19 protein-coding genes are annotated in these 22,736 nt (G+C 45.4%); 8 read left to right on the forward strand and 11 right to left on the reverse strand.

From position 1 onward, the window contains the following. Nucleotides 1-58: 58 nt before the first annotated feature. From djlA to NH399_RS09000, 3 genes are read right to left on the reverse strand one after another with little or no spacing between them, the layout of a single operon-like run. The gene (djlA, locus tag NH399_RS08990; protein ID WP_253039133.1) at nucleotides 59-880 is read right to left on the reverse strand and encodes a co-chaperone DjlA; all 822 of its coding nucleotides are present in this window, start codon (nucleotides 878-880) and stop codon (nucleotides 59-61) included. Next, nucleotides 877-1,554, reverse strand: coding sequence for an N-acetylmuramate alpha-1-phosphate uridylyltransferase MurU (gene murU, locus NH399_RS08995; RefSeq protein ID WP_253039135.1), 678 nt, complete (start codon nucleotides 1,552-1,554; stop codon nucleotides 877-879). The genes djlA and murU overlap by 4 nt, the downstream gene beginning before the upstream one ends. Continuing rightward, nucleotides 1,551-2,567 (reverse strand): aminoglycoside phosphotransferase family protein, encoded by a 1,017-nt coding sequence (locus tag NH399_RS09000; protein WP_253039137.1) that lies wholly within the window; start codon nucleotides 2,565-2,567, stop codon nucleotides 1,551-1,553. Before NH399_RS09000 ends, murU begins: the two co-directional genes overlap by 4 nt. 367 nt (nucleotides 2,568-2,934) lie before the next feature. Here NH399_RS09000 and NH399_RS09005 point away from each other — a divergent pair, with 367 nt between their 5' ends. From NH399_RS09005 to NH399_RS09035, 7 genes are all read left to right on the forward strand, one after another. Then, the gene (locus NH399_RS09005) at nucleotides 2,935-5,388 is read left to right on the forward strand and encodes an LPS-assembly protein LptD (protein ID WP_253039148.1); all 2,454 of its coding nucleotides are present in this window, start codon (nucleotides 2,935-2,937) and stop codon (nucleotides 5,386-5,388) included. A gap of 29 nt (nucleotides 5,389-5,417) precedes the next feature. Then, nucleotides 5,418-6,713, forward strand: a complete 1,296-nt coding sequence (surA, locus tag NH399_RS09010) for a peptidylprolyl isomerase SurA (RefSeq protein ID WP_253039165.1) — start codon at nucleotides 5,418-5,420, stop codon at nucleotides 6,711-6,713. After that, entirely contained in the window at nucleotides 6,700-7,707 is a 1,008-nt protein-coding gene (gene pdxA, locus NH399_RS09015) for a 4-hydroxythreonine-4-phosphate dehydrogenase PdxA (protein WP_253039173.1), read from the forward strand. Before surA ends, pdxA begins: the two co-directional genes overlap by 14 nt. A gap of 12 nt (nucleotides 7,708-7,719) precedes the next feature. Further along, entirely contained in the window at nucleotides 7,720-8,517 is a 798-nt protein-coding gene (rsmA, locus tag NH399_RS09020; RefSeq protein ID WP_253039183.1) for a 16S rRNA (adenine(1518)-N(6)/adenine(1519)-N(6))-dimethyltransferase RsmA, read from the forward strand. 98 nt (nucleotides 8,518-8,615) lie between these two features. Then, nucleotides 8,616-9,206, forward strand: a complete 591-nt coding sequence (locus NH399_RS09025; RefSeq protein ID WP_253039185.1) for an outer membrane beta-barrel protein — start codon at nucleotides 8,616-8,618, stop codon at nucleotides 9,204-9,206. Nucleotides 9,207-9,426: 220 nt separating this feature from the next. Continuing rightward, a complete protein-coding gene (gene pyrE / locus NH399_RS09030) occupies nucleotides 9,427-10,071 on the forward strand; it encodes an orotate phosphoribosyltransferase (protein ID WP_253039196.1) in 645 nt (214 codons plus the stop codon). A 137-nt stretch (nucleotides 10,072-10,208) separates the two neighbouring features. Continuing rightward, nucleotides 10,209-11,168 carry a hypothetical protein gene (locus tag NH399_RS09035; RefSeq protein WP_253039198.1) on the forward strand — a complete coding sequence of 320 codons (960 nt, stop codon included), beginning with the start codon at nucleotides 10,209-10,211 and terminating at the stop codon, nucleotides 11,166-11,168. A 38-nt stretch (nucleotides 11,169-11,206) separates the two neighbouring features. On the opposite strand, the gene slmA is transcribed toward NH399_RS09035, so the two are convergent. Genes slmA through coaBC form a run of 3 tightly spaced genes read right to left on the reverse strand, consistent with a single transcriptional unit; the run spans nucleotide 11,207 to nucleotide 15,584 of the window. Further along, on the reverse strand, nucleotides 11,207-11,794 hold the full coding sequence (slmA, locus tag NH399_RS09040) for a nucleoid occlusion factor SlmA (RefSeq protein WP_253039200.1): 588 nt from the start codon (nucleotides 11,792-11,794) through the stop codon (nucleotides 11,207-11,209). Nucleotides 11,795-11,815: 21 nt separating this feature from the next. Next, a complete protein-coding gene (locus NH399_RS25745) occupies nucleotides 11,816-14,362 on the reverse strand; it encodes a phosphomannomutase/phosphoglucomutase (protein WP_371876068.1) in 2,547 nt (848 codons plus the stop codon). A 31-nt stretch (nucleotides 14,363-14,393) separates the two neighbouring features. Then, nucleotides 14,394-15,584 (reverse strand): bifunctional phosphopantothenoylcysteine decarboxylase/phosphopantothenate--cysteine ligase CoaBC, encoded by a 1,191-nt coding sequence (gene coaBC, locus NH399_RS09050; RefSeq protein ID WP_253039209.1) that lies wholly within the window; start codon nucleotides 15,582-15,584, stop codon nucleotides 14,394-14,396. A 582-nt stretch (nucleotides 15,585-16,166) separates the two neighbouring features. On the opposite strand from coaBC, the gene radC reads away from it, so the two are divergent. Next, entirely contained in the window at nucleotides 16,167-16,841 is a 675-nt protein-coding gene (radC, locus tag NH399_RS09055; protein WP_253039211.1) for a DNA repair protein RadC, read from the forward strand. A gap of 85 nt (nucleotides 16,842-16,926) precedes the next feature. On the opposite strand, the gene argH is transcribed toward radC, so the two are convergent. The 5 genes from argH to argC are packed head-to-tail and all read right to left on the reverse strand — an operon-like array spanning nucleotide 16,927 to nucleotide 22,721. Beyond that, on the reverse strand, nucleotides 16,927-18,750 hold the full coding sequence (gene argH, locus NH399_RS09060; RefSeq protein ID WP_253039213.1) for an argininosuccinate lyase: 1,824 nt from the start codon (nucleotides 18,748-18,750) through the stop codon (nucleotides 16,927-16,929). Further along, nucleotides 18,747-19,979, reverse strand: coding sequence for an argininosuccinate synthase (locus NH399_RS09065; protein ID WP_253039214.1), 1,233 nt, complete (start codon nucleotides 19,977-19,979; stop codon nucleotides 18,747-18,749). The genes argH and NH399_RS09065 overlap by 4 nt, the downstream gene beginning before the upstream one ends. Further along, complete coding sequence (gene argF, locus NH399_RS09070; RefSeq protein WP_253039215.1) at nucleotides 19,976-20,884, reverse strand: ornithine carbamoyltransferase; 909 nt, start codon at nucleotides 20,882-20,884, stop codon at nucleotides 19,976-19,978. The genes NH399_RS09065 and argF overlap by 4 nt, the downstream gene beginning before the upstream one ends. Then, nucleotides 20,884-21,681, reverse strand: a complete 798-nt coding sequence (gene argB / locus NH399_RS09075) for an acetylglutamate kinase (RefSeq protein ID WP_253039217.1) — start codon at nucleotides 21,679-21,681, stop codon at nucleotides 20,884-20,886. Before argB ends, argF begins: the two co-directional genes overlap by 1 nt. After that, entirely contained in the window at nucleotides 21,678-22,721 is a 1,044-nt protein-coding gene (gene argC, locus NH399_RS09080) for an N-acetyl-gamma-glutamyl-phosphate reductase (protein ID WP_253039219.1), read from the reverse strand. The genes argB and argC overlap by 4 nt, the downstream gene beginning before the upstream one ends. Nucleotides 22,722-22,736: the final 15 nt, after the last annotated feature.

The raw sequence follows: 22,736 nt of genomic DNA on the forward strand, positions 1-22,736 counted from the left end.
TGGGTGCTAACATCCGGACTGTTTTAAGGGCGCCGGGAACCAACTGCTTAAAGTTATGTTAAGAGGCTTTCCGATGCTTGTTAATGGTATCGTAAGCCGACTGAATCTGTTGTGTTTTTTCGGTTGCCAGTTTAATCATCTCTTCTGGCAAACCTTTAGCAACCAGTTTATCAGGATGATTTTGCGACATTAAACGACGATACGCCTTTTTAACTTCAGCATCACTAGCACTCGGTTCAATATCCAGTAACTTGTAAGCTTGTTCCAGATCGTGTTGTGGGGTCACGGCATAACCACCAGCCTGATGATGCTGATAGTTCGCCTGTTGTTGATAAAAATACAATTGCGCCTGAACGAGTGCGATCAATCGCTCTACAAAAATACGGCCAAAACCTAATTCGGTTGCCATGGCCAAGAGTAATTGTTTTTCGGCTTCATGGATTTGCCCATCGGCAAAAGCAGACTGGATCTGAATTTCAAGAAACATCTGTTTAATATCACGACGGCGTGCAGTAACAGCTGCAAATTGACGCAAGGTTTTGCGCCAGTCAAAGTGCTCTTCTTTCCCTTGCTGAAACAGACCAATGGCACTTTGTTTCATCCCATCGTTCAGCCCAAGACGCTCCATCACACGTCGTGCATTTTCAATTTCTTGTTCGCTAACATGACCGTCGGCTTTTGCCAGACGCCCCATTAGCGTAAAGGTAGCATTAAAAAATTCGGATTGGATCTGGGCTTGCTCAGACTCGGTCACCGGATTAAAGTTTTGGCTCATGCCAGAATCAAACTTATAGCCGATGTAAAAACCGATCAATGCACCAATTGGGCCTGCAACCAAAGCGCCAAGCACTCCACCTAGTATTCTTCCCCCCCAGTTCATGAACCGTGAGTCTCCTGTAATATCTGTTGATTGAGTTGCTCAAGTCGCTGTGGTGTACCTATATCGTGCCATACACCTTCATAAAGCTGACCAGAAATGTGTTGCTGCAACATCTGTTGTCTAAGAATGGGCCCCAATGGCAAGACACTGCCTGCTTCATAATTGGCAAACATCTGCGGATGATAAAGACCAAGACCAGCATAGGTATATTTAGGCAAATCGGTAGAATTCAAGACGCCATCGCGCAGAGCAAAGTCACCTTCTGGGTGCTGCTCTGGGTTGGGCACAACAATTAAATGAGCATATTGAGTGTTTTTTGACATCAAAGTCGAAAAATCAAAGTCCGTAAAGACATCACCGTTAACCAGAATAAACTCCTGGCTCCCTAACAGAGGTAATGCCTGAATAATCGCACCCGCTGTCTCAAGGGGATAGGGTTCACGCGAGTATTCGATGTTAAGTCCATAACGCTGACCATTGCCGAGTGTCTGTTCTATTTGCTCAGCAAGATGGGCGGTATTAATCACAACATCTTTTACACCCGCTGTTGCCAGTCCATCAAGATGATGCTCTATCAGGCTCTGTTTGCCAACTTTAAGCAATGGCTTAGGTGTGTGCTCGGTTAGAGGCAACATACGTTTGCCAAAACCTGCAGCGAGGATCAGCGCCTTCACGATAGCTCATACCCAGCAAGATCGGCTTGTTTGAACAATGGCATCAAGCGTTGTTCAAACCATTCACGAATCTCACTAAATTCAGGATACATTGCTAACATTTGGACAATGTAGGCGAGTGTCCGCGGGATGTCTTGAATGTATTGATCTTTGTTATCTCTGTGCAGCAAACGCGCAAAAATACCCGCAGCTTTTAAGTGCCGCTGCATCCCCATCCAGTCAAAGTCTTTTATAAGTTGCTCTCTCTCAGGTAAAACAATGCCGCTTTTCTTCGCTCGTTGTGCGTAATAATCGACCCACTCCAGCTGTTTAGCTCTTGGCCAGTCGATGTAACAATCTTTCAGCAACGATACCATATCGTAACTGTAAGGCCCCCACACTGCATCTTGATGATCAATAATGCCGATCTGTTGCTCTGGCAACAACATCAGATTGCGCGAATGGTAGTCTCGATGAACCAGGGTTCGAGGTTGATGATAAGCCCGATCTCTCAGTTCAATGAACCAGCGATCAAACATCTGAAAATCTTCGATGGTTTGCTCCAGGCCAAGATGTCGAATCGCCAACCAGTCACGAAACAGGTCCATTTCATCCCACAGTTTTTCTTCGCCATAGAGTGGTAATAAAGCTTCGGCAGCGGAACTATTGGCCTGGATCTGAATCAAGCTATCAATAGCTGCAGAATATAAAGCATCCGCAGAGGTTGGGTTTAATTGAGGCAACAGCAGTTGATCGCCAAAATCCGATAACAACATAAAGCCCTGTGCTTTATTCACGGCTTTGATCACGGGCACCTGAACACCAGCCTGTGTTAGCAGCTCAGTGGTCTGCTCGAATGCAGGAATATTTTCATGTTCAATGGGCGCATCAACAGCAATTAAAGAAGGTTGAGCTGGCCAACGAAAATAGCGGCGAAAACTGGCATCGCCAGAGACTGGCTCCAACTCTAGCTCCGCTTCATTAAGCGTGGAAGCTACCCATTGTTGTAACAGACTACGTCGAATATCCGGCATACATCATCATCCGATAAAAGATTAAAAAACAATCGATAAACAGGAGCACCATGAATTCACTGCAAAGAAGATAACGCTAAGAACGCCTTAAGCCATCGGCTTCACAGAGAACCTGAACATTCGGGTCGGCCTGCTGCCATCGCTGGAGACTTTATTACAAATGAGTCCCCACAATCAGGTCATTTTGCTTTATCATACGCGACTTTAGGCTTGTATTAGCGGCAGTCAAATGTATATCCGTCGCTTTTCAAAGCGCAGGAGTATCGGCTACCGCCCCAGTGACTTAGTCTATCTAAGCTTAGGGGACTCGCTTACCGTCTAGATGCACTTTGAAATACTTTGGGTATAGTATTTACTTTATCGATATATGAAAAAATCAAAACAACCATTATTCTATCGTATCGTCTGGGCCTCAACGGCATTGGCTTCTGCGCCACTGCTGGCGCAAACCACAACGACCGCTGCCGATAATAAACAGGCGTCGGAGCAATGTCGAGCAAATTCCAGTTTGCCCGATTGCCAGTCGAATTCCCTCAAGCAACCATCAAAAGCAGGCTCACGCCTGACCCAGCAACAATGGTTGCAACGAAACTTTTTGCCTCCGTTGGGTTGCCCATTGCCCGCACCGCCCGTATCAGAAACGCCGACTTCAACGGCCGTCAAACAGGCAGCGGACGATCTTTATAAACTCACCGCAGAAAAAGTGACTTCTTCCAATCAGCAACAAGTTGTTGTTGAAGGAGACGTAGAACTTAAAAGCGCGCAGATGACGATTCGCGCAGGCGCCCTGACCATGGATCGACAGTCCAGCGACTTTTCTGCCACGGATAAAATTCTGGTAGAAACCGACAGCGCTCTGATTGCCGCCGATAAAGCCGAAGGCAACTCTGAGACTCAGGAAGCCAAATTACACAATACTCAGTTTCGATTGTTTGAACATGGTGGCAATGGAAAAGCCGAATTAATTCAGGTAGACAGCCAGCAAATGATGAATTTGCAGGACTTAACGTTTACCACCTGCCCTCAAGGTGACGAAAGCTGGCGTTTCAATGCTTCAGAACTCGACATAGACACCGAAGAAGGTTGGGGAGAAGCTTATCACCTGTGGCTCAAGCTGGGCGAAGTGCCAGTTTTTTATCTGCCTTACTTACAGTTTCCGGTCGATGATCGACGTCATAGTGGTTTGCTGCCACCGTCCTTCAGTAATAACTCGCGCAATGGTACGGATATTTCGGTTCCTTTTTACTGGAATATCGCCCCTAACTACGATGCAACCTTAACCCCTCGATTTATTGATCGACGTGGTACCCAACTGGGTGTCGAGTTTCGTTATCTGACAGAAGGCAGCGAAGGCCAGGCCGATATCGAATGGTTGCCAGAAGATCGCGCGACGGTGGACGAAAGTGACCGCTGGTTGTATCAACTCAAACATCATTCCAACTTTGGTCAACATTGGCGCTGGGATATTGATGCTGCCGGAGTAAGTGATCAGGATTACTTTCTGGATCTGGGCTCGGGTCTTTCTCAGACCAACACCGATCAGCTTAAGCGCAGCGGGCGTTTGACCTATGCCAATAACGATTTTCATGCTTATCTAGAATGGTTGCGTTACCAACCGCTGGCGCTATCGCAAGAGCCTTATCGAAAAGCCCCTCAACTGGGTTTTCAATGGCAGATCACCGAAGATGAATCTCCATTTAGCTGGAACTTACGCACCGAAAGTACTCAGTTTGATCATGTAAATACCGATCAAGTCACTGCTGTTCGTCATATTCTGCAATCCACCATGACGTATTCTTTAGCGCAGGAGTGGGGATACCTTAAGCCGGGTCTGCAATACCATCTGGCCAAATATAGCCAAGACCAAATCACCGATCCCTTGCTTGAAGAAGATGTGAGCCTGAATGTACCCACCTTTAGCCTGGACACAGGACTGGTGTTTGGGCGAGAAGGCTCGCGTTTTTTGCAAACACTGGAACCGCGAGTGAAGTTTATTTATACCCCGTACCGTGATCAACGCAATACCGGCATCTATGACACTCGACTACCCGAGCTGACCTATACCCAGTTATTTGCCAACAATCGATTTTCTGGTTTTGACCGCATAGGGGATACTCAGCAGATCAGCCTTGGTCTTTCCAGCCGTTTTCTGGATAAAAACACCGGAAAGCAAAAACTCAGAGTGTCTTTTGGACGTGCTTATTTTGCCGAAGATAGGCTGGTCACGCTGGATAGTGACGCGTCATCAGACGGCCCTATACTGTCGAACAAACGGGATAACTCTTCTATCCTCACTGATATTGAGTGGAATTTGAACGATTATCTAAAGTTCCGCACAGGATTGCTCTACAACTCGGATGAACAGTTTACTGAGCGCGGTTTCTTTGGCCTCCAATATGAACCGAAAGACAATCTTGTGGTCAATGTGACACATAGATATCGAAATCAACAAGATCCGGCAGAACCAGCAGATCCAACCAAGAGAATACGTTCGAGGCAAAGTGATATCTCTTTTGCCGTCCCCGTATCGGATAAATGGTCACTCTATGGTCGCTGGAACTATGATTGGGTTAATGTGCGGGACATTGAAATCTTTGCTGGCTTTGAGTATGAATCCTGTTGTTGGGCCATACGTCTGGTAAAGCGACGGTATCTAAATATACGTCTGGACTCAAAAGGGGATAAAATCCCTGGTCAGAATCCATTTAACAATGATATCTTCTTACAGTTTGTCTTTAAGGGCCTTGGTAGTGCAGGCCAGAAGAAAGCCTCAAACTTACTGGAAGAAGGTATTCAGGGATTTGAAGATCCCTACAAATAACAACCGTGCAGTAACTATTGGAAACAGTGATGAAGAAGATTGTAACCTTGTTAGTCGTCAGTGTACTGACCACAATAACCTCGCTTGTTCAGGCCGAGCCGCAAAAGCTTGATGAAATTATCGCGATGGTTGAGAAAGACGTGATTCTGCGCAGCGAGTTGACGCGCAAACTCAATGAAATTACGACTCAGGCCCAAAAGCGGGGGCAGCCTCTCCCTCCTTCTTCACTGTTGCAACAACAAATACTCGAGCGCATGATTCTGGACTCTTTGCAATTGCAGATGGCCAAACGCGCAGGTGTTCGTATTAGCGAGCAGGAGCTCAACGCCGCCGTTCAACGTATTGCCGAGCAAAACAATATGACGTTAGAGCAGCTGCGAATCGAGATGGCAGAAAAAGAAGGCATTGACTTCGAACTGTTTCGTGAAGATCTGCGCAAAGAAATCATGACCCAACGTGTACGTCGTGGCCATGTATCTCGCCGTATCAAAATCAGCGAGCGAGACGTTGATAATATGGTCCAACTGATTGACGCCGAAGGCTCAGAGAAAATTCAGTACCGTCTAGGGCACATCCTGCTTCCCATCAAAAACTCGACGGATCCTCAGTCGATTCAGGAAGCTCGAGACAAAGCCGAAAACCTCATCAAAGATTTGCGCGCTGGCGCAGACTTTGCTCAAACAGCCATTGCTCATTCGTCGGGCCAGAATGCCCTGCAAGGTGGTGATTTTGGCTGGCGTTCAGCAGCAGAGTTGCCCTCACTGTTCGTTGCCTCAACCAAAGCTCTTGAAATCGGTGGTATCAGTGAAGCACTACGCAGCGGCAGCGGCTTCCACATTTTGAAGCTGCTAGATAAACGAGGCGAGCAGGTGCATCTGGTAGATCAGGTCAAGGCACGTCATATTTTGTTATCGCCGAATGCCATCATGACCGAAGCTCAAGCAGAGGCCAAAATTAAAGACATTCGCCAAAAAATTCTCGACGGTGCAGACTTTGAAGAGCTGGCCAAAGAACACTCTGCCGATAAAGGCAGCGCCAACCTTGGTGGCGACTTAGGTTGGAGTGAGCCAGCTAAGTATGTAGGTCCTTTTAAAACCGCTGTACAGACTTTGCCATTGAATGAGTTAAGTGAGCCGGTTAAAACTCAATTTGGATTCCACATTATTGAAGTATTGGAGCGTCGCTCTAACGACCAGACGAAAGAAAAGAAACGTGAACAGGCACGCCGTATTTTGCATTCACGCAAATTTGACGAAGAAGTTGAAGCCTGGTTACAAGAAATCCGCGACACTTCTTATGTAGAAATTCTATTTGAATTCGAATAATTCAATGGAGTCCACTCCTACTCTGGTCATCACCAGTGGAGAGCCTTCGGGGATTGGTCCCGAAGTCTCTCTTAAAGCCCTGACTCACCAATCTCTCAATGCACGATGCCTAGTTCTAGGCGATCAGGATTTACTCCAACAAACGGCCAAAGCTGCCAAACTGTCGGCACAAATTATCCCTGTTACCCATGTTGATGAAGTTCCGAAACATAACCCAGAACACATTTATGTCCTTCACCACCCACTGAGCTCTCCCAACATTCCAGGCGAACTCAATGTTGATAACGCATCTTATGTGTTAGGTCTGCTAAAACATGCCCATCAACTAGCTATGAGTGGCGATGTTGACGGGATTGTTACTGCCCCTGTCCACAAAGGCATTATCAACGATGCCGGAGAGGCTTTTACTGGGCACACGGAGTTTTTCGCGCAACACAGCGGCAAAGACAAAGTGGTGATGATGCTCGCCTGCGACGCTATGCGCGTGGCTTTAGTTACCACACACCACCCCTTAAAAGACGTCGCTCAACGAGTGACTCAAGGCGAAGTCGAGTTGGTTATCAAATTGTGTGTTGAAGGTTTACAACAGTTAGGCATCAAAACTCCTAACATCAAAGTGTGCGGCCTAAATCCCCATGCTGGCGAAGGCGGACATCTGGGTGATGAAGAACAACGTTTTATAACGCCCGCATTACAAAACCTGCAACATCTGCCAGCGAACATTTCTGGCCCTTTTCCTGCCGACACTCTGTTCAACCAACAGACATTAAAGAATACGGATTTATTTCTGGGCATGTATCATGATCAGGTCTTACCCGTTATTAAGTTCGCAAGCTTTGGGCAATGTGCCAATGTCACCCTTGGATTACCCTATTTACGAACCTCTGTAGACCATGGCACCGCATTAAATATTGCCGCCTCCTATCAAGCCGATGCAGGAAGCATGGAATATGCGTTAAAATATGCCATACAGGCTTGCCAATCTTTATCCTAACTTAGAGCATTTATGAAACCTATTCATCATCAGGCGCGTAAGCGCTTCGGGCAGAACTTCTTACATGATCCCCAAGTGATTGGGCGTATTGTCGCCAGCATTAACCCCAAAGATGGGGATAATATTGTCGAAATCGGTCCTGGTCCCGGCGCACTCACCCGACCCATTCTGCAAAAAGCCAAGCGAATGCGAGCAATTGAGTTAGATCGTGATGTGATCCCAAAACTTAAGATGTTCTGTTTTGGCGATGGTGAGCTGGACATCATTGAATCCGATGCGCTCAAAATTGATTTTGCCGAGCTAGCCGATGGCCCTGGCTCCCTGCGCGTAATAGGCAACCTACCTTACAATATTTCGACCCCACTCATGTTTCGTCTATTTGAACAAATAGCCTACATTAAAGACATGCACTTTATGCTGCAAAAAGAAGTGGTAGAAAGGCTTGTCGCCGTGCCGGGCACCAAGGACTATGGCCGTCTGAGCATCATGACGCAATATTATTGCCAGGCCAATCTGTTGTTTATTGTTAAACCAGGCGCTTTTAATCCACCGCCTAAGGTGGATTCAGCCATTGTTCGACTCGAGCCCAAAAAAGACGCCAAGTTTATTGAAACCGACGTTAAGTTGCTCAATCGAATCGTCACTTCAGCATTTAACCTGCGCCGCAAGACCATTCGCAACAGCTTAAAAGAGTTTCTTAGTGAAGAGGATTTTGAGCAGCTGGACCTTAACAGCAAAGAACGTGCAGAAAATTTAGACCTTCCAACCTTTATTCGTATTACCGAGTGGGTAAAAAATCGACAGCAATAATCTCAGTATTCAATAATTGCAACTATTGGGATTGGCAATAGCGCCAACTGCTTGTATGTTAGCGGCATATCACAACAAAATAAACGAAGGTTAGATGTATGTTAAAGGGTAAATGGTTATTTTCAGCATTGATCGCTGCGTCTTCACTACAAGTTGAAGCAGGAGATTGGTATACACAACTGGATATTAGTTCAACAAATCAAAAAGGATCATTGATCACATCAACGATAGACACCTCTATCATCGACGATACCAATAATTCTTTTTCGTTCTCGCTGGGCAAAGAGTTTTCTCCTTACTTCCATGCCGATATCAGCTATGGAAATGTACGCGAAATGACTCTATTTGTTGATACCTGTCCTGATGGGGCAACGTGTATCTCTGAAGGTTTTACTACGCAATGGGATTCAAAGACTTTATCGGTTTCGGCAAAGCCTAGATTGCCACTGACTGACGAATGGGCACTGTTTGCTCGCGTTGGTTATCAAAAGCAGAACTTTACTCGAACCAATGGCACGAGTAATGGCGTGGTGTATGCCACCCAGAAGTTTGAAGATCATGCCTTCACCTGGGGTTTAGGTGCAAGCTGGAAAATGTCGAAAGACTGGGTTTGGCATCTAGAATACCACACAGCCAATGCTGATATTGACTGGACAAACTATTCTATCGGTATTCGCTCTTATTTTTAATCCCAGCTCCACTCTACCAGCGCTCCTCGGCGCTGGTAACCGCTCTACCTTATAAGCCCTCTTCTCAATTCGATTTGTCGAACAAATCGCTCTTTTCTGAGTAATGCAACGGACACTGACGCCAATTCAGGCTATAATCGCAGCCCATTTCCTTTAAAAAGCTTTGTTCAGACTGTCCAATGTTTGCAAAGCCATAGATTCCGGTTGTGACGAGGAACAAATGTCAGATACCCAAAATCGATTTTTACAACTTGCCATCGAGCGTAATGCCTTAAAATTTGGCGAATTCACATTAAAATCAGGTCGAGTAAGTCCTTACTTCTTTAACGCGGGCTTATTCTCAGGTGGCCGCGATCTCAGCTTGTTAGGCCAATGCTATGCCGAAACCCTGATCGAGAATAATGCCGATTTTGATATGATTTTTGGCCCAGCCTACAAAGGCATACCACTGGCCACCACAACAGCCACCTCGCTGTATCATATAAAACAAGCTAACTACCCTGTATGTTATAACCGAAAAGAAGCTAAAACCCATGGTGAAGGCGGAAACTTGGTAGGAGCAGCGCTCAATGGTAAAGTGATGATTATCGATGATGTGATTACCGCAGGTACGGCCATTCGAGAGTCAATCGATATCATCAAGCAGCACGGTGCCGAACCAGCAGGAGTATTGGTTGCATTGGATCGCCAGGAAAAAGGGAAAGGCGAACTATCTGCCATACAGGAAGTCGAAAAAGAATATCAACTCCCCGTTTATTCGATTGCGAACCTGAGTGGATTGTCTGCTTATATCGCAAAAAACAAAGAGTTAGCTCAATTTAGTCAAGCAATTGAGGCATACCGCTCAGAATACGGTGTCGCCTAACCGTAAAATACGGCCTGCATCTTCGACCACCCAACCGAGGGTGCAGCAGCTCTATGGAATACCCACTAGAGCATTGGGGTAACGCAAAAACGATTAATTTGCTACAGTTAAGTAGTAGAAAGATATCAAGGTTAATAATGAAAAAACTGCTCTCATTTATTCTGATATGTGCTTTGTTCCCTATAGCGGAAGCAAAAAACTACTATCGCTTCAAAAACAGCGAAGGGCAGATCATCGTTGTCGATTATGTAACGCCAGAAGCTCTTGCCAGTGGCTACGAAGTATTGAATGCCGAAGGCAAACTGATTCAACGTGTCAGTCCAGCCAAAACCATTGGTGAACTTGAAGAAGAAAAAAAGCGCCAAAAAGAGATTGAGAAAGCCAAGCGAGATCATCAGCGCCAGCTAAAACGTGACGCCGAACTACTACGCCTGTTTGCCAGTGTGAATGACATTACTCGAGCTCGAGAAGCGCAAATGCAAGGTATCGAGCAGCGCAAAGAGATTAACGTTAACGAACGGAATCTATTGTTGTCTAATCTGGAGCAACTTCAGGGACGTGCAGCAGACTATGAGCGTTTGGGCACCAAGGTTCCTGACAAACTCAAACAAAACATTGTTGAAACACAAAAGCAGATCAATCAACGCATCAACACAGCCACCTTAATACAGCAAGAAAAAGAAAATATTGCTAAGCGCTTTGAGAAAGACATCATTCGCTTTAAAGAGCTACAAGCAAAACGTCTGGCTCATCGACTTGATAGAGATGCAAAGAAGAATGACAAAGGCACCGTTGCAATATACGACTGCGAAAACAACGAACAGTGCGGAAAAATATGGCAGCTTGCGCAGGTTTATGCCGCTAATAACGCAACGGGCAAATTAGAGATCATTACAGACACATTAATTTTAACAGCATCGCCAGCCACAGAGAGTGATATTGCCCTGTCTTTTTCGAAAGTACCAGGCCGTCATCAGACGCAAGTGGTATTAGAGATTAGTTGTCATTCGAGTGATGCAGGTACTCAGCTATGTGCCAGCTCCCACATTCGAAGTGTTCGTGATGGCTTTATTCAATTAGTAGAAAAGCAGCTCTAACTCGAGCTGCTTTCTGCATTTCTATTATCCTAACTTTATTACCCCAGCATCGGCACCAGATAATTCCACTGAGTATTCCAGTTCTCAACCGGTGAACGCTTAAAATTACTACGCACAAATTGCTGAATACGTCCTTCTGCACAAGCCATCAATAAATTAGCGGTAACAGCCGAGTCAATCGATATGCTGCTGTTAGCTAATTGAGCGTCTCGCAAGATCTGTTTAATTTGCAACTCAACACGATCAAACAACTGAGCCACCCGTTCACGTAGCCGCTCTTGCTCGCCAATCAAAGCATCCCCAGTCAACAAACGACAAATGCCAGGATTTTTATCTGCAAACGCAAGAATAAGGCCCAGAATCATCTGACACTTTTCATGGCTCTCGCGCTGCTCGCCATTGATTACATTGATGCGAGTAAAAATACTTTCTTCAACAAACTCGAGTAACCCTTCAAACATTTTCGCCTTACTGGGAAAGTGTCGATAAAGAGCCGCTTCAGAAACTCCCACTTCTTTTGCCAGTCGTGCTGTTGTTATTCTCGCACCCACTTCCGTTTCTAACATATGTGCCAGGCATTGCAAAATCTCCTGGCGGCGCGAGCCGCTTTTTTTCACCGCAGGCATAAAGTTATCTCCCCAAAAAATTTAAAATGGCAATTGCAACGAGCTATCAATCGCTAAAACTTGTTGTCTAAATGTATCTTGAATTCGATGTAATGCGTCTTCATTTTCTGCTTCAAATCGAACCACCAGACAAGGTGTTGTATTAGACGCACGTACCAGTCCCCAACCGTCATCATAATCCACTCGAATTCCGTCGATGGTATTCAACTTCCCTCCAGGAAAATGAGCATTCTCAGACAGCTTCTTTATAAATGTGAATTTTCGAGCATCTGAAATTGAGACATTGATTTCGGGGGTGACCACACTATCAGGCAAAGCAGCAAAAACTTCGGCCGACTTACGTACATCACCCGCTAAAATTTCTAACAATCGAGCCGCAGTATAAAGTGCATCATCAAAGCCAAACCAGCGCTCTTTAAAGAAGATATGACCGCTACACTCTCCTGCAAGCAATGCACCCGTTTCGCGCATTTTAGCTTTGATAAGTGAATGTCCGGTTTTCCACATGATAGGACGCCCACCATGGGATGAAATGACTTTAGGTAAATGGCTGGTGCACTTAACATCAAAGATGATATCTGCGCCAGGATTACGCGATAAAACGTCAATGGCATAAAGCATCATTTGTCGATCAGGCCAGATGATGGTTCCATCAGAAGCAATCACGCCAAGACGATCACCATCGCCATCAAATGCCAGCCCCAGATCCGCCTCTTCATTTTTAACCATATTGATCAGGTCTTTGAGGTTCTCGGGCTTACTGGGATCTGGATGATGATTAGGGAAGTTACCATCCACATCGCAATATAAACCAATCACTTCACATCCAAGCGCTTGAAGTAACTGAGGAATCACGCCACCAGAAACACCATTACCACAATCAACAGCGACTTTTAATGGCTGCGCCAATGCCACATCAGAGGTAATCTGTCCTAAATAATCAGGCAATAAATCCAACACTTCTTCGCTGCCTTGCCCACTCACAAACTCATCATTAACGATGCGCTTTCTCAGAGCCTGAATGTTTTCCTTCGATAGCGTCTCTCCAGCAATAACAACTTTTAAACCATTGTAGTTGGCCGGGTTATGGCTACCCGTCACCATAACACCAGAGCGCGTATCTAAATAATTAGTCGCGAAATACAATATGGGCGTTGGCACCATACCAATATCAATTACATCACGACCACTCTCGATCAAACCTTCTTTTAAAGCGTCTGTTAAGCTCGGGCCAGACAGACGACCATCGCGCGCAACGACAACTTTTTGTTCACCACGCTCAAAAGCTTCACTACCAATTGCACGGCCTATTTCTTTTACGATTTCTGGAGTGAGAGTTTCGTTAACGACACCACGAATGTCATAAGCGCGGAAGATAGACTCAGGAATTTTGAGTGAGACCATCGGTGTATGATCTTGAACTTCGAGTCCATCATCACTGCCTAGTGAAGCAATTAACGGACGGTTATCTTCGACGGGTGCTTCATTCATAGCAGGCTTGGTTTTAACTGCGGCCGGCTCATGAGCACTCGGTTCGATACCCACACTAAAACCATTACGAACTAAGGTCACAATTAAATCACGGAAGAAATTAATTTTGAATGAGCCAGAAGTATCAATAAACTGTCCCTTGGTATCCAGCAGCAATTTGGCCAGATGCCCAGTGTCTGCTTTTACGTCATACTGTAATGTACGTAAGCCAATAAAATTACAAACGCCCACCACCACTAAAATAGTAATAACGCCTAAGATAAAATAAATCAGCTCAGTGCGTCCCGAAAATCCATCTAAATCTTTGGGCCAGAACGCCACCGACCAATTAGAGCCAGGACGAGTACCTACAGCAAAGGGTCTTCCACTTTTGAGAGATGCATCTCCCTGGCTGCCAACCATCTGCTCTTTGTTATAAAAGTTCTGCTGCAATTCAATGTAGCCAGGAACCGAATGAATACGCTCCAAGGTGTCATCAATCAACTGTCGTTCAAGAGCCAGTACCACCACAGCCAACACTCTATCTCCAGATTTAACGGGCGACATAATAGAAACAAAACTGTCATTTGACCCAGGCTTGATGACCTCTGGATGAACGGGCTTGCCTTTCACCACATCTCGAACCAGATCTAAAACCACATTGGTAATAGGGGGTTTGGATGATAAGTTTTCTGTCATCACAGTAGGGAACAGAATTTTGACGCCCATTGTATAAGGAATGCGATTATTTAACTGCTGCTCTAACTCTTGAATACGTTGCAGATCTTGATCGATAACAGCAGCCACAACAGGGCTGCTATTTGCAAACTGATCAACATAATCTCGAGCCGTTTCTACTTTGACTAAAATGGAATCCACATAGCCTCGTAATGCGCCCTGAGTAAATATTTGATTTTTCTGAGCACTAGGACCGGAGACAACAACATAGTAGAGCAGTATGGCAACCAGACAGATGATTAAACAAGAGAAGATAATGTAGGGTCCACCAAGACTAAGAATACTCTTTGAACCCAGTAAATATTCGTTAGACTTCGAAGCCTCTGTTTTTTGATTTTGTGCTTTGGCTTTTCTCTTCACGATTGATTCCTTGTCATTCGGGTCATTCGTTTTACTTCAATAGTTCATTGATATGTTGTACAAGCTGTGCAGCAATGCGCTGCTTGCTATCGCGCTTTAATGACACTTTGTCACCGTTTTTAAATAACAGCATCAGGGCATTGTCATCAGCATCAAATCCGACGCCCTCCTGGCTGACATTGTTAGCGCAGATTAAATCAAGTTTCTTACGTTTCAGTTTCCCTTGGGCAAACTTCTCGACATCTTGAGTCTCGGCAGCGAACCCCACACACAGTGGGCGCTGCTCTAAAGCAGAAACCAGCTGTAAAATATCAGGGTTTTTGACTAACTCCAATGTCATTGTATCTTCATTTTTCTTGATTTTTTGCTCAGCGACCTGCTTGATTCGATAATCCGCCACAGCAGCGCAGGCAACAAAAACGTCAGCCTTCTTAACACGCTTCATTACTTCGTCGAGCATATCTTGCGCCCCCGTGACACATTGACGCTCAACTTTATGCGGTGTTGGCAAATTCACAGGCCCGCTCACCAGCTCAACTTCAGCTCCCAATGCAGCCGCGGCTTCTGCAATGGAATAGCCCATTTTGCCAGAACTGTGGTTGCTTAAAAATCTTACCGGATCAATGGATTCTCGTGTTGGGCCCGCCGTAATAACCCAGCGCTGACCAGCCAGCAGAGCCGAAGATTCCACGGTATCCAATATCTGATTAGCAATATCTAATGGTTCAACCATACGCCCAGGCCCGATATCACCGCATGCCTGTTCGCCACTGGCAGGGCCAATGATCGCAATATTCCGCTGGCGTAATATGTCTATGTTATGTTGCGTTGCCGCGGCTCGCCACATCTGCTGATTCATAGCCGGAGCAACGGTAACGGGTGCATTTGAAGCCAGACATAACGTCGACAAAAGATCCCCCGCCATACCAGCGACGATTCGAGCCATAAAGTCAGCGCTAGCAGGCGCGATTAAAATCTGATCGGCCCAACGCGCCAACTCAATATGACCCATGGCGGCTTCTGCCGCTTCATCAAACAATTCATGATGAACCGGGTGACCACTCACAGCCTGAAAAGTCATAGGGGTTATAAATTCTTTTGCACCCGCTGTCATGACAACGCGCACTTCACATCCCTTCTCAATAAGGCGGCGGCACAGTTCCACACTCTTATAAGCCGCAATGCCGCCCGTCACACCCAATATAATACGTTTTGTCAGCATTCAGAACTCACAATGATTTAACTACTTATTTTTTTAAATAACGACCTTGATTCGGCTCTGCTAGAGCCTTGAACTTTACTTGATCATAGACAAACTCATCATGCCTACAACCCGTGGTGAAATAAAAAAGATATATACCCCAAATATTTCACAATGCTGCTAACACTGCTGCATAGTGAAAGGCAACAGGTATAAAGAAACCTTAAGGGCCATCAATGAGCAATCTTCCGAACATTCAACACCAACGGCATACCCTACAATACCAGCTGCCATCGAAATCTCGTTAATTGCCGAGCAGCCACATAACGCTTCAGCCACCACAATAGTATTTCGCTATATCCCAGCTCCAAGCCTTAATGAAATACGGCTCGTCTTGGCTAAAAGTGAATAAAATATCACCGCGAAAGGCATAGCAAAAGTTATCTTAATAATATTACAACCTATGTAAGCGAATAACCACTTACTTTAGTAATTATCCTTGATAAATCTGCAATCTCCGACATAGATCGGAGCAAATCTCTGATAGACGCCCGTTTGAGATTTACCTAAAGTGTGTTCGACCAATCATCTCAAGGAAAGACAATGAAAGTAAAAGACTGGCCACAGGAAGAAAGGCCACGAGAAAAACTGATAAAACATGGGGCAGAGAGTCTGTCGGATACTGAGCTGTTAGCGATTTTTCTCCGTACAGGGATCTCAGGAAAAGGCGTTATGGAATTGGCGCGAGAGTTAATTACCAGCTACGGTGACGTTCGCGAGCTGTTGCGCCAACCTTGGAACATACTGGCTCAACACAAAGGTATCGGCCTTTCTAAGTATGTTCAGATCCAGGCATCGATGGAAATGACACGCCGTTGTCTGGAACAAAAGCTCAAGCGTGGCGATGTATTAACATCGCCTTCTGCAACACGGCATTTTTTGTTTACCAAATTACGAGATTATCCCAATGAACAATTTGCCTGCCTGTTCCTGGATAACCGCCACCGAGTGATCAAATTCGAAATAATGTTTGGCGGGTCCATTAATCAGGCCAGTGTGCATCCAAGAGTCATCGTTCAACAATGCTTAGCCAATAATGCCGCAGCAGTGATACTGGCTCACAACCACCCTAGCGGACAACCCGATCCGAGCCATGCCGACATTGACATAACCATTAAACTAAAAGAACTGCTGGAGGTGATTGATGTACGAGTGCTGGACCATGTCATTGTGGGTGATCACAGTACGGTATCTCTTGCCGAGCAAGGCGTTCTCTAAAGTCTAAAAGCTTGGCTTAAAGGCATCAGTAAAATCTGAGTGGAGGCTCAAAGTGATAAACTCTGAGCCACCAGGCTTCAGTAATTTAGTGATTAACCAAATGGTAAATCATCGCGACTTCATCGCAAGCTTCTTTACGCAAACAATACTGACAGTCTTTAAGCACTTTCTCTGGCAAGCTATCCAGTGAGGTTAACTCAAACCCCAGATGAGAGAAAAATGTCTGCTTACGAGTAAGCACAAATACCTTAGTGAGTCCCAAAGCTGCCGCCTGCTTCATCAATTCTAAGACCAATGCCGCACCGACTCCAGCACCCTGTGATTGAGGCGCAACGCCAAGAGAGCGAATCTCAACCAGAGAGTCATCATAGATGTGTAAGCTCCCACACCCGACCACTTTTGCCTGCTTATTTTTAGCAACCTTAAAAGACATGAGATTCGTCAGTACATTATTTTTGGTACGGGGCAGGTTATCTCCTGTCTTCGCCCAATAATCAACTAGCTTAATCACCTCTTCTGCATCCGCCGCCTGAGCACAGCCGATCTCAATGTCACCCGACCTGCTTGCGTTACGAACTCTGGCAGGTGCAGTGCCTCCAAAAGCTTCGCGCCTTGTCAGGGCATGCTTTACATCCAGCCACTGATAAACCTCCTCGGTTATATCTGCATTAACCTGATGAAAATCTTCTAGTGACAACTCCTGTAAATACTTGCCTTTATGCTCAGCAAAAACCACCAGCTGTCCAGTCTGTTCATGAGCCAGACGAAACGGAACGCCTAAAGAAACCATATAATCCGCAAGTTCTGTTGCGTTAACAAAACTCTGCTGTGCCGAAGCCAACATCTTTTCTTTGCAGGTTGTGATGCATGAAATTACCTGCTGAAACATCAACAAACACTGCTGCCAGCTTTCAACCGCAGCAAATAACACCGATTTATCCTGTTGCAGATCTTTATTATAACCCAACGACAAACCTTTTAATGTGATCATTAAAGCATTTAAGTCACTGATAGCCGTCGCAGCTTTTCCGCGGATCAACTCCAGAGCATCGGGATTCTTTTTTTGAGGCATTAGCGATGAGCCTGATGTCACAGAATCATCAAGTTTGATAAAGCCCACCTCGTCCGAGTTAAAAAAGATCAAGTCTTCACAGGCTCTCGACAAATGCAGCATATTGGTCGCAATGCTATATAAAAAGTCCACAACAAAGTCTCTATCCGATACCGTTTCCAGCGCGTTCTCAGTCGGGTTTTGAAACCCCAGCTTTTCAGCCAGCTGATGACGGTCAATAGCAAATGCAGTCCCTGCAATAGCGCCACTACCCAAAGGGCATTGGTTATTAATTTCTGAAGACAATGCTAAACGTTGTCGATCTTTTTTCAACATGGCACTGATCGCTTGCAACCAAAAGCCAAAAGTAATCGGTTGTGCTCGTTGCAAATGGGTATAAGATGGCATTGTAGATTCTGCCTCTTCCAAAGCTTTGCACTCTATGGTCTCAATAAGTTGTGCTAACAATGAATCCAGCAGAGAGGCTTTCTCACGACACCACAACTTGAAGTCAGTCACCACCTGATCATTTCGACTGCGGCCAGTGTGAAGTTTTTTTCCTGCGCTACCAATCTTTGCTACCAACTGCTGCTCAACCCAGGAGTGAATATCTTCAGCTTGCGACTGTAAAATCTGGTCTGGCTGCAATATGACAGACTCTTTAATATCATGGAGCCCCTGCACAATACTTTCTAACTCATCATGATCCAATACACTGACGGATGTGAGCGCTTCGGCCCAAGCAATTGAGCCTTCAATATCCTGCAGCACCATTTGACAATCAACAGATAAAGAATCGTTAAATAACTTAAACAGCTGACTTGCAGAGTTTTGAAATCTACCTCCCCACATCGTCATTGCAGTACTCCTTGCTTTTTTAACGCTTTAATACGACCACTTAAAGCAAACAAACGAATAAAGCCTTCGGCATGAGTCTGACGATAAACGTCATCTTGGCCAAACGTTGCAAAGTCTTCTGAATAAAGACTATTAGCCGATTGCTTTTGAATTACTTTCGCCTGCCCACGAAAAAGCTCAACAACCACTTTTCCACTTAAGTCATTCGCCAGACTTTTACAGGCTGACAAAATAGATTGAGCTTTTGCAGAAAACCACTTGCCATCATAAACCAGCTGCGCAAACTCCAACGCTAAAGACTGCCTAAAGTGATAGGCATCGCGATCATAAACCAACTGTTCTAACGCTCGTAAAGCTTTGTACATCACGGTGCCACCCGGTGTTTCGTAACACCCTCGAGACTTCATACCCACAAGACGGTTCTCAACAATATCAATACGACCAACACCATGTTGTGCCGCTTTTAAATTAAGCTCGTCTAAACACTCTAACGGACTTTTTTGTTGCCCATTGATCGCTACTATGTTTCCATGATTGATATCGATAGTTAGTGTTTCCGGTTGTGATGGCGTGTCTTCTAAGGGCGCGGTCCAGGTCCATATTTTTTGAGTTGCTGCCGTCCAGGTATGTTCCAGCTCACCACCTTCATGAGAAATATGCCAGGCATTCGCATCACGACTATAAATCTTCTCGGCACTGGCAGAACAAGAAATCCCTCGCTGCTCCAGATATTCCAAGCAATCTTCTCTAGACGTTAATCCCCATTCACGCCAGGGTGCAATCACCTTAAGTTGAGGTGCCAAAGTGGCATAAACCGCTTCAAAGCGCACTTGATCATTGCCCTTGCCAGTACAGCCATGTGCCAGCGCATCAGCTCCAATAGAGAGTGCCAGTTCAACTTGAGCTTTCGCTATAATCGGACGAGCCATCGCCGTACCTAACAAATATTCATCTTCGTAAATAGCACCAGTAACAAGCGTCGGATAAATATAGTCACTGACAAAAGCTTCCTTGAGATCAAAAATATGACACTCACTGGCACCAGAGCTTAAAGCTTTTTCTTCTATGCCTTTCAACTCATCATCACCCTGTCCTACATCAGCAACAAATGCGATGACTTCACAGTGATAATTTTCTTTTAGCCAGGGAATGATTGTCGATGTATCGAGGCCACCAGAGTAAGCTAAAACCACTTTTTTTGTTGGCATAATTGATTGACAGGTATTCATGAGTGGGCTCCATTAAAAATCCAATATAAAAGTGCTTTCTGAACGTGCATGCGATTGGCCGCTTGTTGATACATAAGCGAGTTACTGCCATCACATACTTCTGAGGTTGCTTCCTGTCCACGATGCACAGGCTGACAATGCATAAAGAAACGTGCGTTCGTTTGCTGCATCAGTCGATGATTAACTTGATAAGGAAGGTAAGTTGCCTCGATATCATCGAGGGAATTTTTAGCGCCCATCGATTGCCAAACATCGGTATAAATAAAATCGACCTCTTTAAGCTGCTCAACAGAAGAACACCATTGCAGTGATGCGTTTGATGCACTTTTAGCGGTTTCAATAAGATCAAACTGTGCTTGGTTGCATGAGGGACTCACTACCGTCATAGAAACATTTAGTAAAGCGGCAACATGAATAAGCGATGAGCACACATTGTTAAAATCGCCCACGTACCCCAGATGCACGCCCTCTTTTAAACTCGACATTTCAGCCATCGTTAAAAAATCGGCCAATGCCTGACAAGGATGAAAACGATCACACAAAGCGTTGATAACCGGAAGGTTGCCGTGACTTTTCAGTTGTACAAGGCTGTCATGACAATCCACACGTGCGACAACAGCGTCATACCATTGCGATAAATTGTTGGCCAAGTCTTTTACCGATTCACGAGCCCCCATTTTATCGTGCTGCATATCAAAAAAGTGAGTCGACATGCCTAGCTGTTGAAGTCCGACTTCAAAACTCGCTCGTGTTCGAAGACTCGGTTTTTCAAACAACATGACACAATGCTTACCAGCCAAGCTCTTGGTGTAATGCTGGGGATGCGCTTTCATATCCATGGCCAATTGAACGATGTTGTGTATATCTTCAGCCGAAAGATCCGTAATGGATAATAAGGACTTCATCACACAGCCTCCCCTGCCGTTAATACGGTCGCACCTTTCGAAGATCCATAGAGTTGTTCTTCTAATAAATTAGGAGTGAGCCCATTGGTAATGACGACGCGATTCATTGAACCGACATAGTCCGATGTCAATACACTCAACTTATTTTTCATCCCGCCAGACACACTGGGAGACAACAATAAAGAAGGCAGTTGTTTGTAATTAAGGCTTGCAATGGATTGGCCTTCGGCATCCAGTAATCCATCGACGTCTGATAATAAAATTAATTCGCTAGCTCCAATGCATTCGGCTAGCGCAACCGCGACGTCATCGGCATTCACATTTAAACACTCGCCCTCTTCACTGAATCCTAAAGAATGAAAAACGGGCAAGTAATCTAATGACAGTAATCGTTTAACCAGAGTGGGTTGATTTGGTTTAACCACTCCGACCCTTCCTAAAGCTTTGTGCTCAGGATGCAGTTCACAATTCAGCGTATTGCCAGTAGAAGGGTTAAAGCTCACGGGATTCAATCCTACCTTGGACAAGGCCCCAATCACTTGAGTATGAGCATAACCAGATAATGCGCCCGCAATAATAGGCATTTGCTTAGCAGGGGTGACGCGCAATCCTTTATGCTTTTGAACATCGAATTCCCACTGTTCGCACCATTGATCACAATATTTTCCACCACCATGAACAATGACGGCCTTAAAACCATAACATCGTTGCAACTGCTCAATTTTTTGCGCCACCGATTCCAGGATACTTGGCTGATTGATCACTTTTCCACTTAATTTGAAAACATGAATGTTCATGAACGAGCTCCTTGAATTGCATGAGATGAGGGCGAAAATAATCCGAGTGACGAAGGCAGCCCAGAGGCCAAGTTGGCGCACTGCACAGCCTGAGACGCTGCACCTTTCAATAAATTGTCGATGGCAACAAACAACTGCAAATGCTGACCGCTGTTAATGACTCTGGCAGCAATATCAATAAACGGGGTGTGAGCAACATGGTGAATTGCTGGCAAAGAGTCTTTAATGCGCACTAAGGGATGTTGCGCATAAATATCCTCGAGTAACGCATAAACATCCGTTTGCTCGTAAGGTCGTGTCAGCTCGGCAGTAACCGAGGTGTGAATGCCACGGGGGAAGGCGCCCAAATGAGGCGTAAAAATCACAGGATGATTAAGGCATTGCTCGATTTCTGGTTGATGACGATGGGTATCTACGCCGTAGGCTTCCAGGCTCAGCTCACACAATGTGGTTTTTAAACTGGCTTTACGACCCGCTCCACTCACCCCGCTTACAGAATGAATAACAGGGGTTCCAGTCACCCACTGGTGCTCAATAAAAGGCTTTAAAGCAACAAGGGCCGACGTGGGATAACAACCTGCCACAGCAATAAGTTGCGCTGATGTTAGAGCGTTGGCATTGACTTCTGGCAAGCCATAGCAAGCTTCGGTTAACCACTCTTGGTGAGGATGTTGAAAATGATAATAATCATTAAACTGTTCAGGATCTTTGAGTCGATAAGCCCCCGATAAATCAACAACCAACTTACCAGCAATACGACAACTGGGTACAACATCGGCACTAAATTCATGGGGTGTTGCTAGAAAAACAATATCGATTTCGTGCCATAGTGGCGACGAAATTAAATCTTCCCAGCTGGTTAAAGGCAGCTCAATAATACCCTGATAGACAGGCGCACATTGGCTGAATGGTTGATTAAGATAATCACTGTTCGACGACACAGACAGTGCCGTCAGGCAAAACTCTGGGTGTTGCGCAATCAGTCCCGCCAGAGCCATGCCGGTATACCCGCTGGCTCCAACAATCGCACATTTTTTCATGGTGACAAACTCCCG

The sequence above is a fragment of the Pleionea sp. CnH1-48 genome, assembly GCF_024124665.1.
Taxonomy (GTDB): domain Bacteria; phylum Pseudomonadota; class Gammaproteobacteria; order Enterobacterales; family Kangiellaceae; genus JAMXSB01.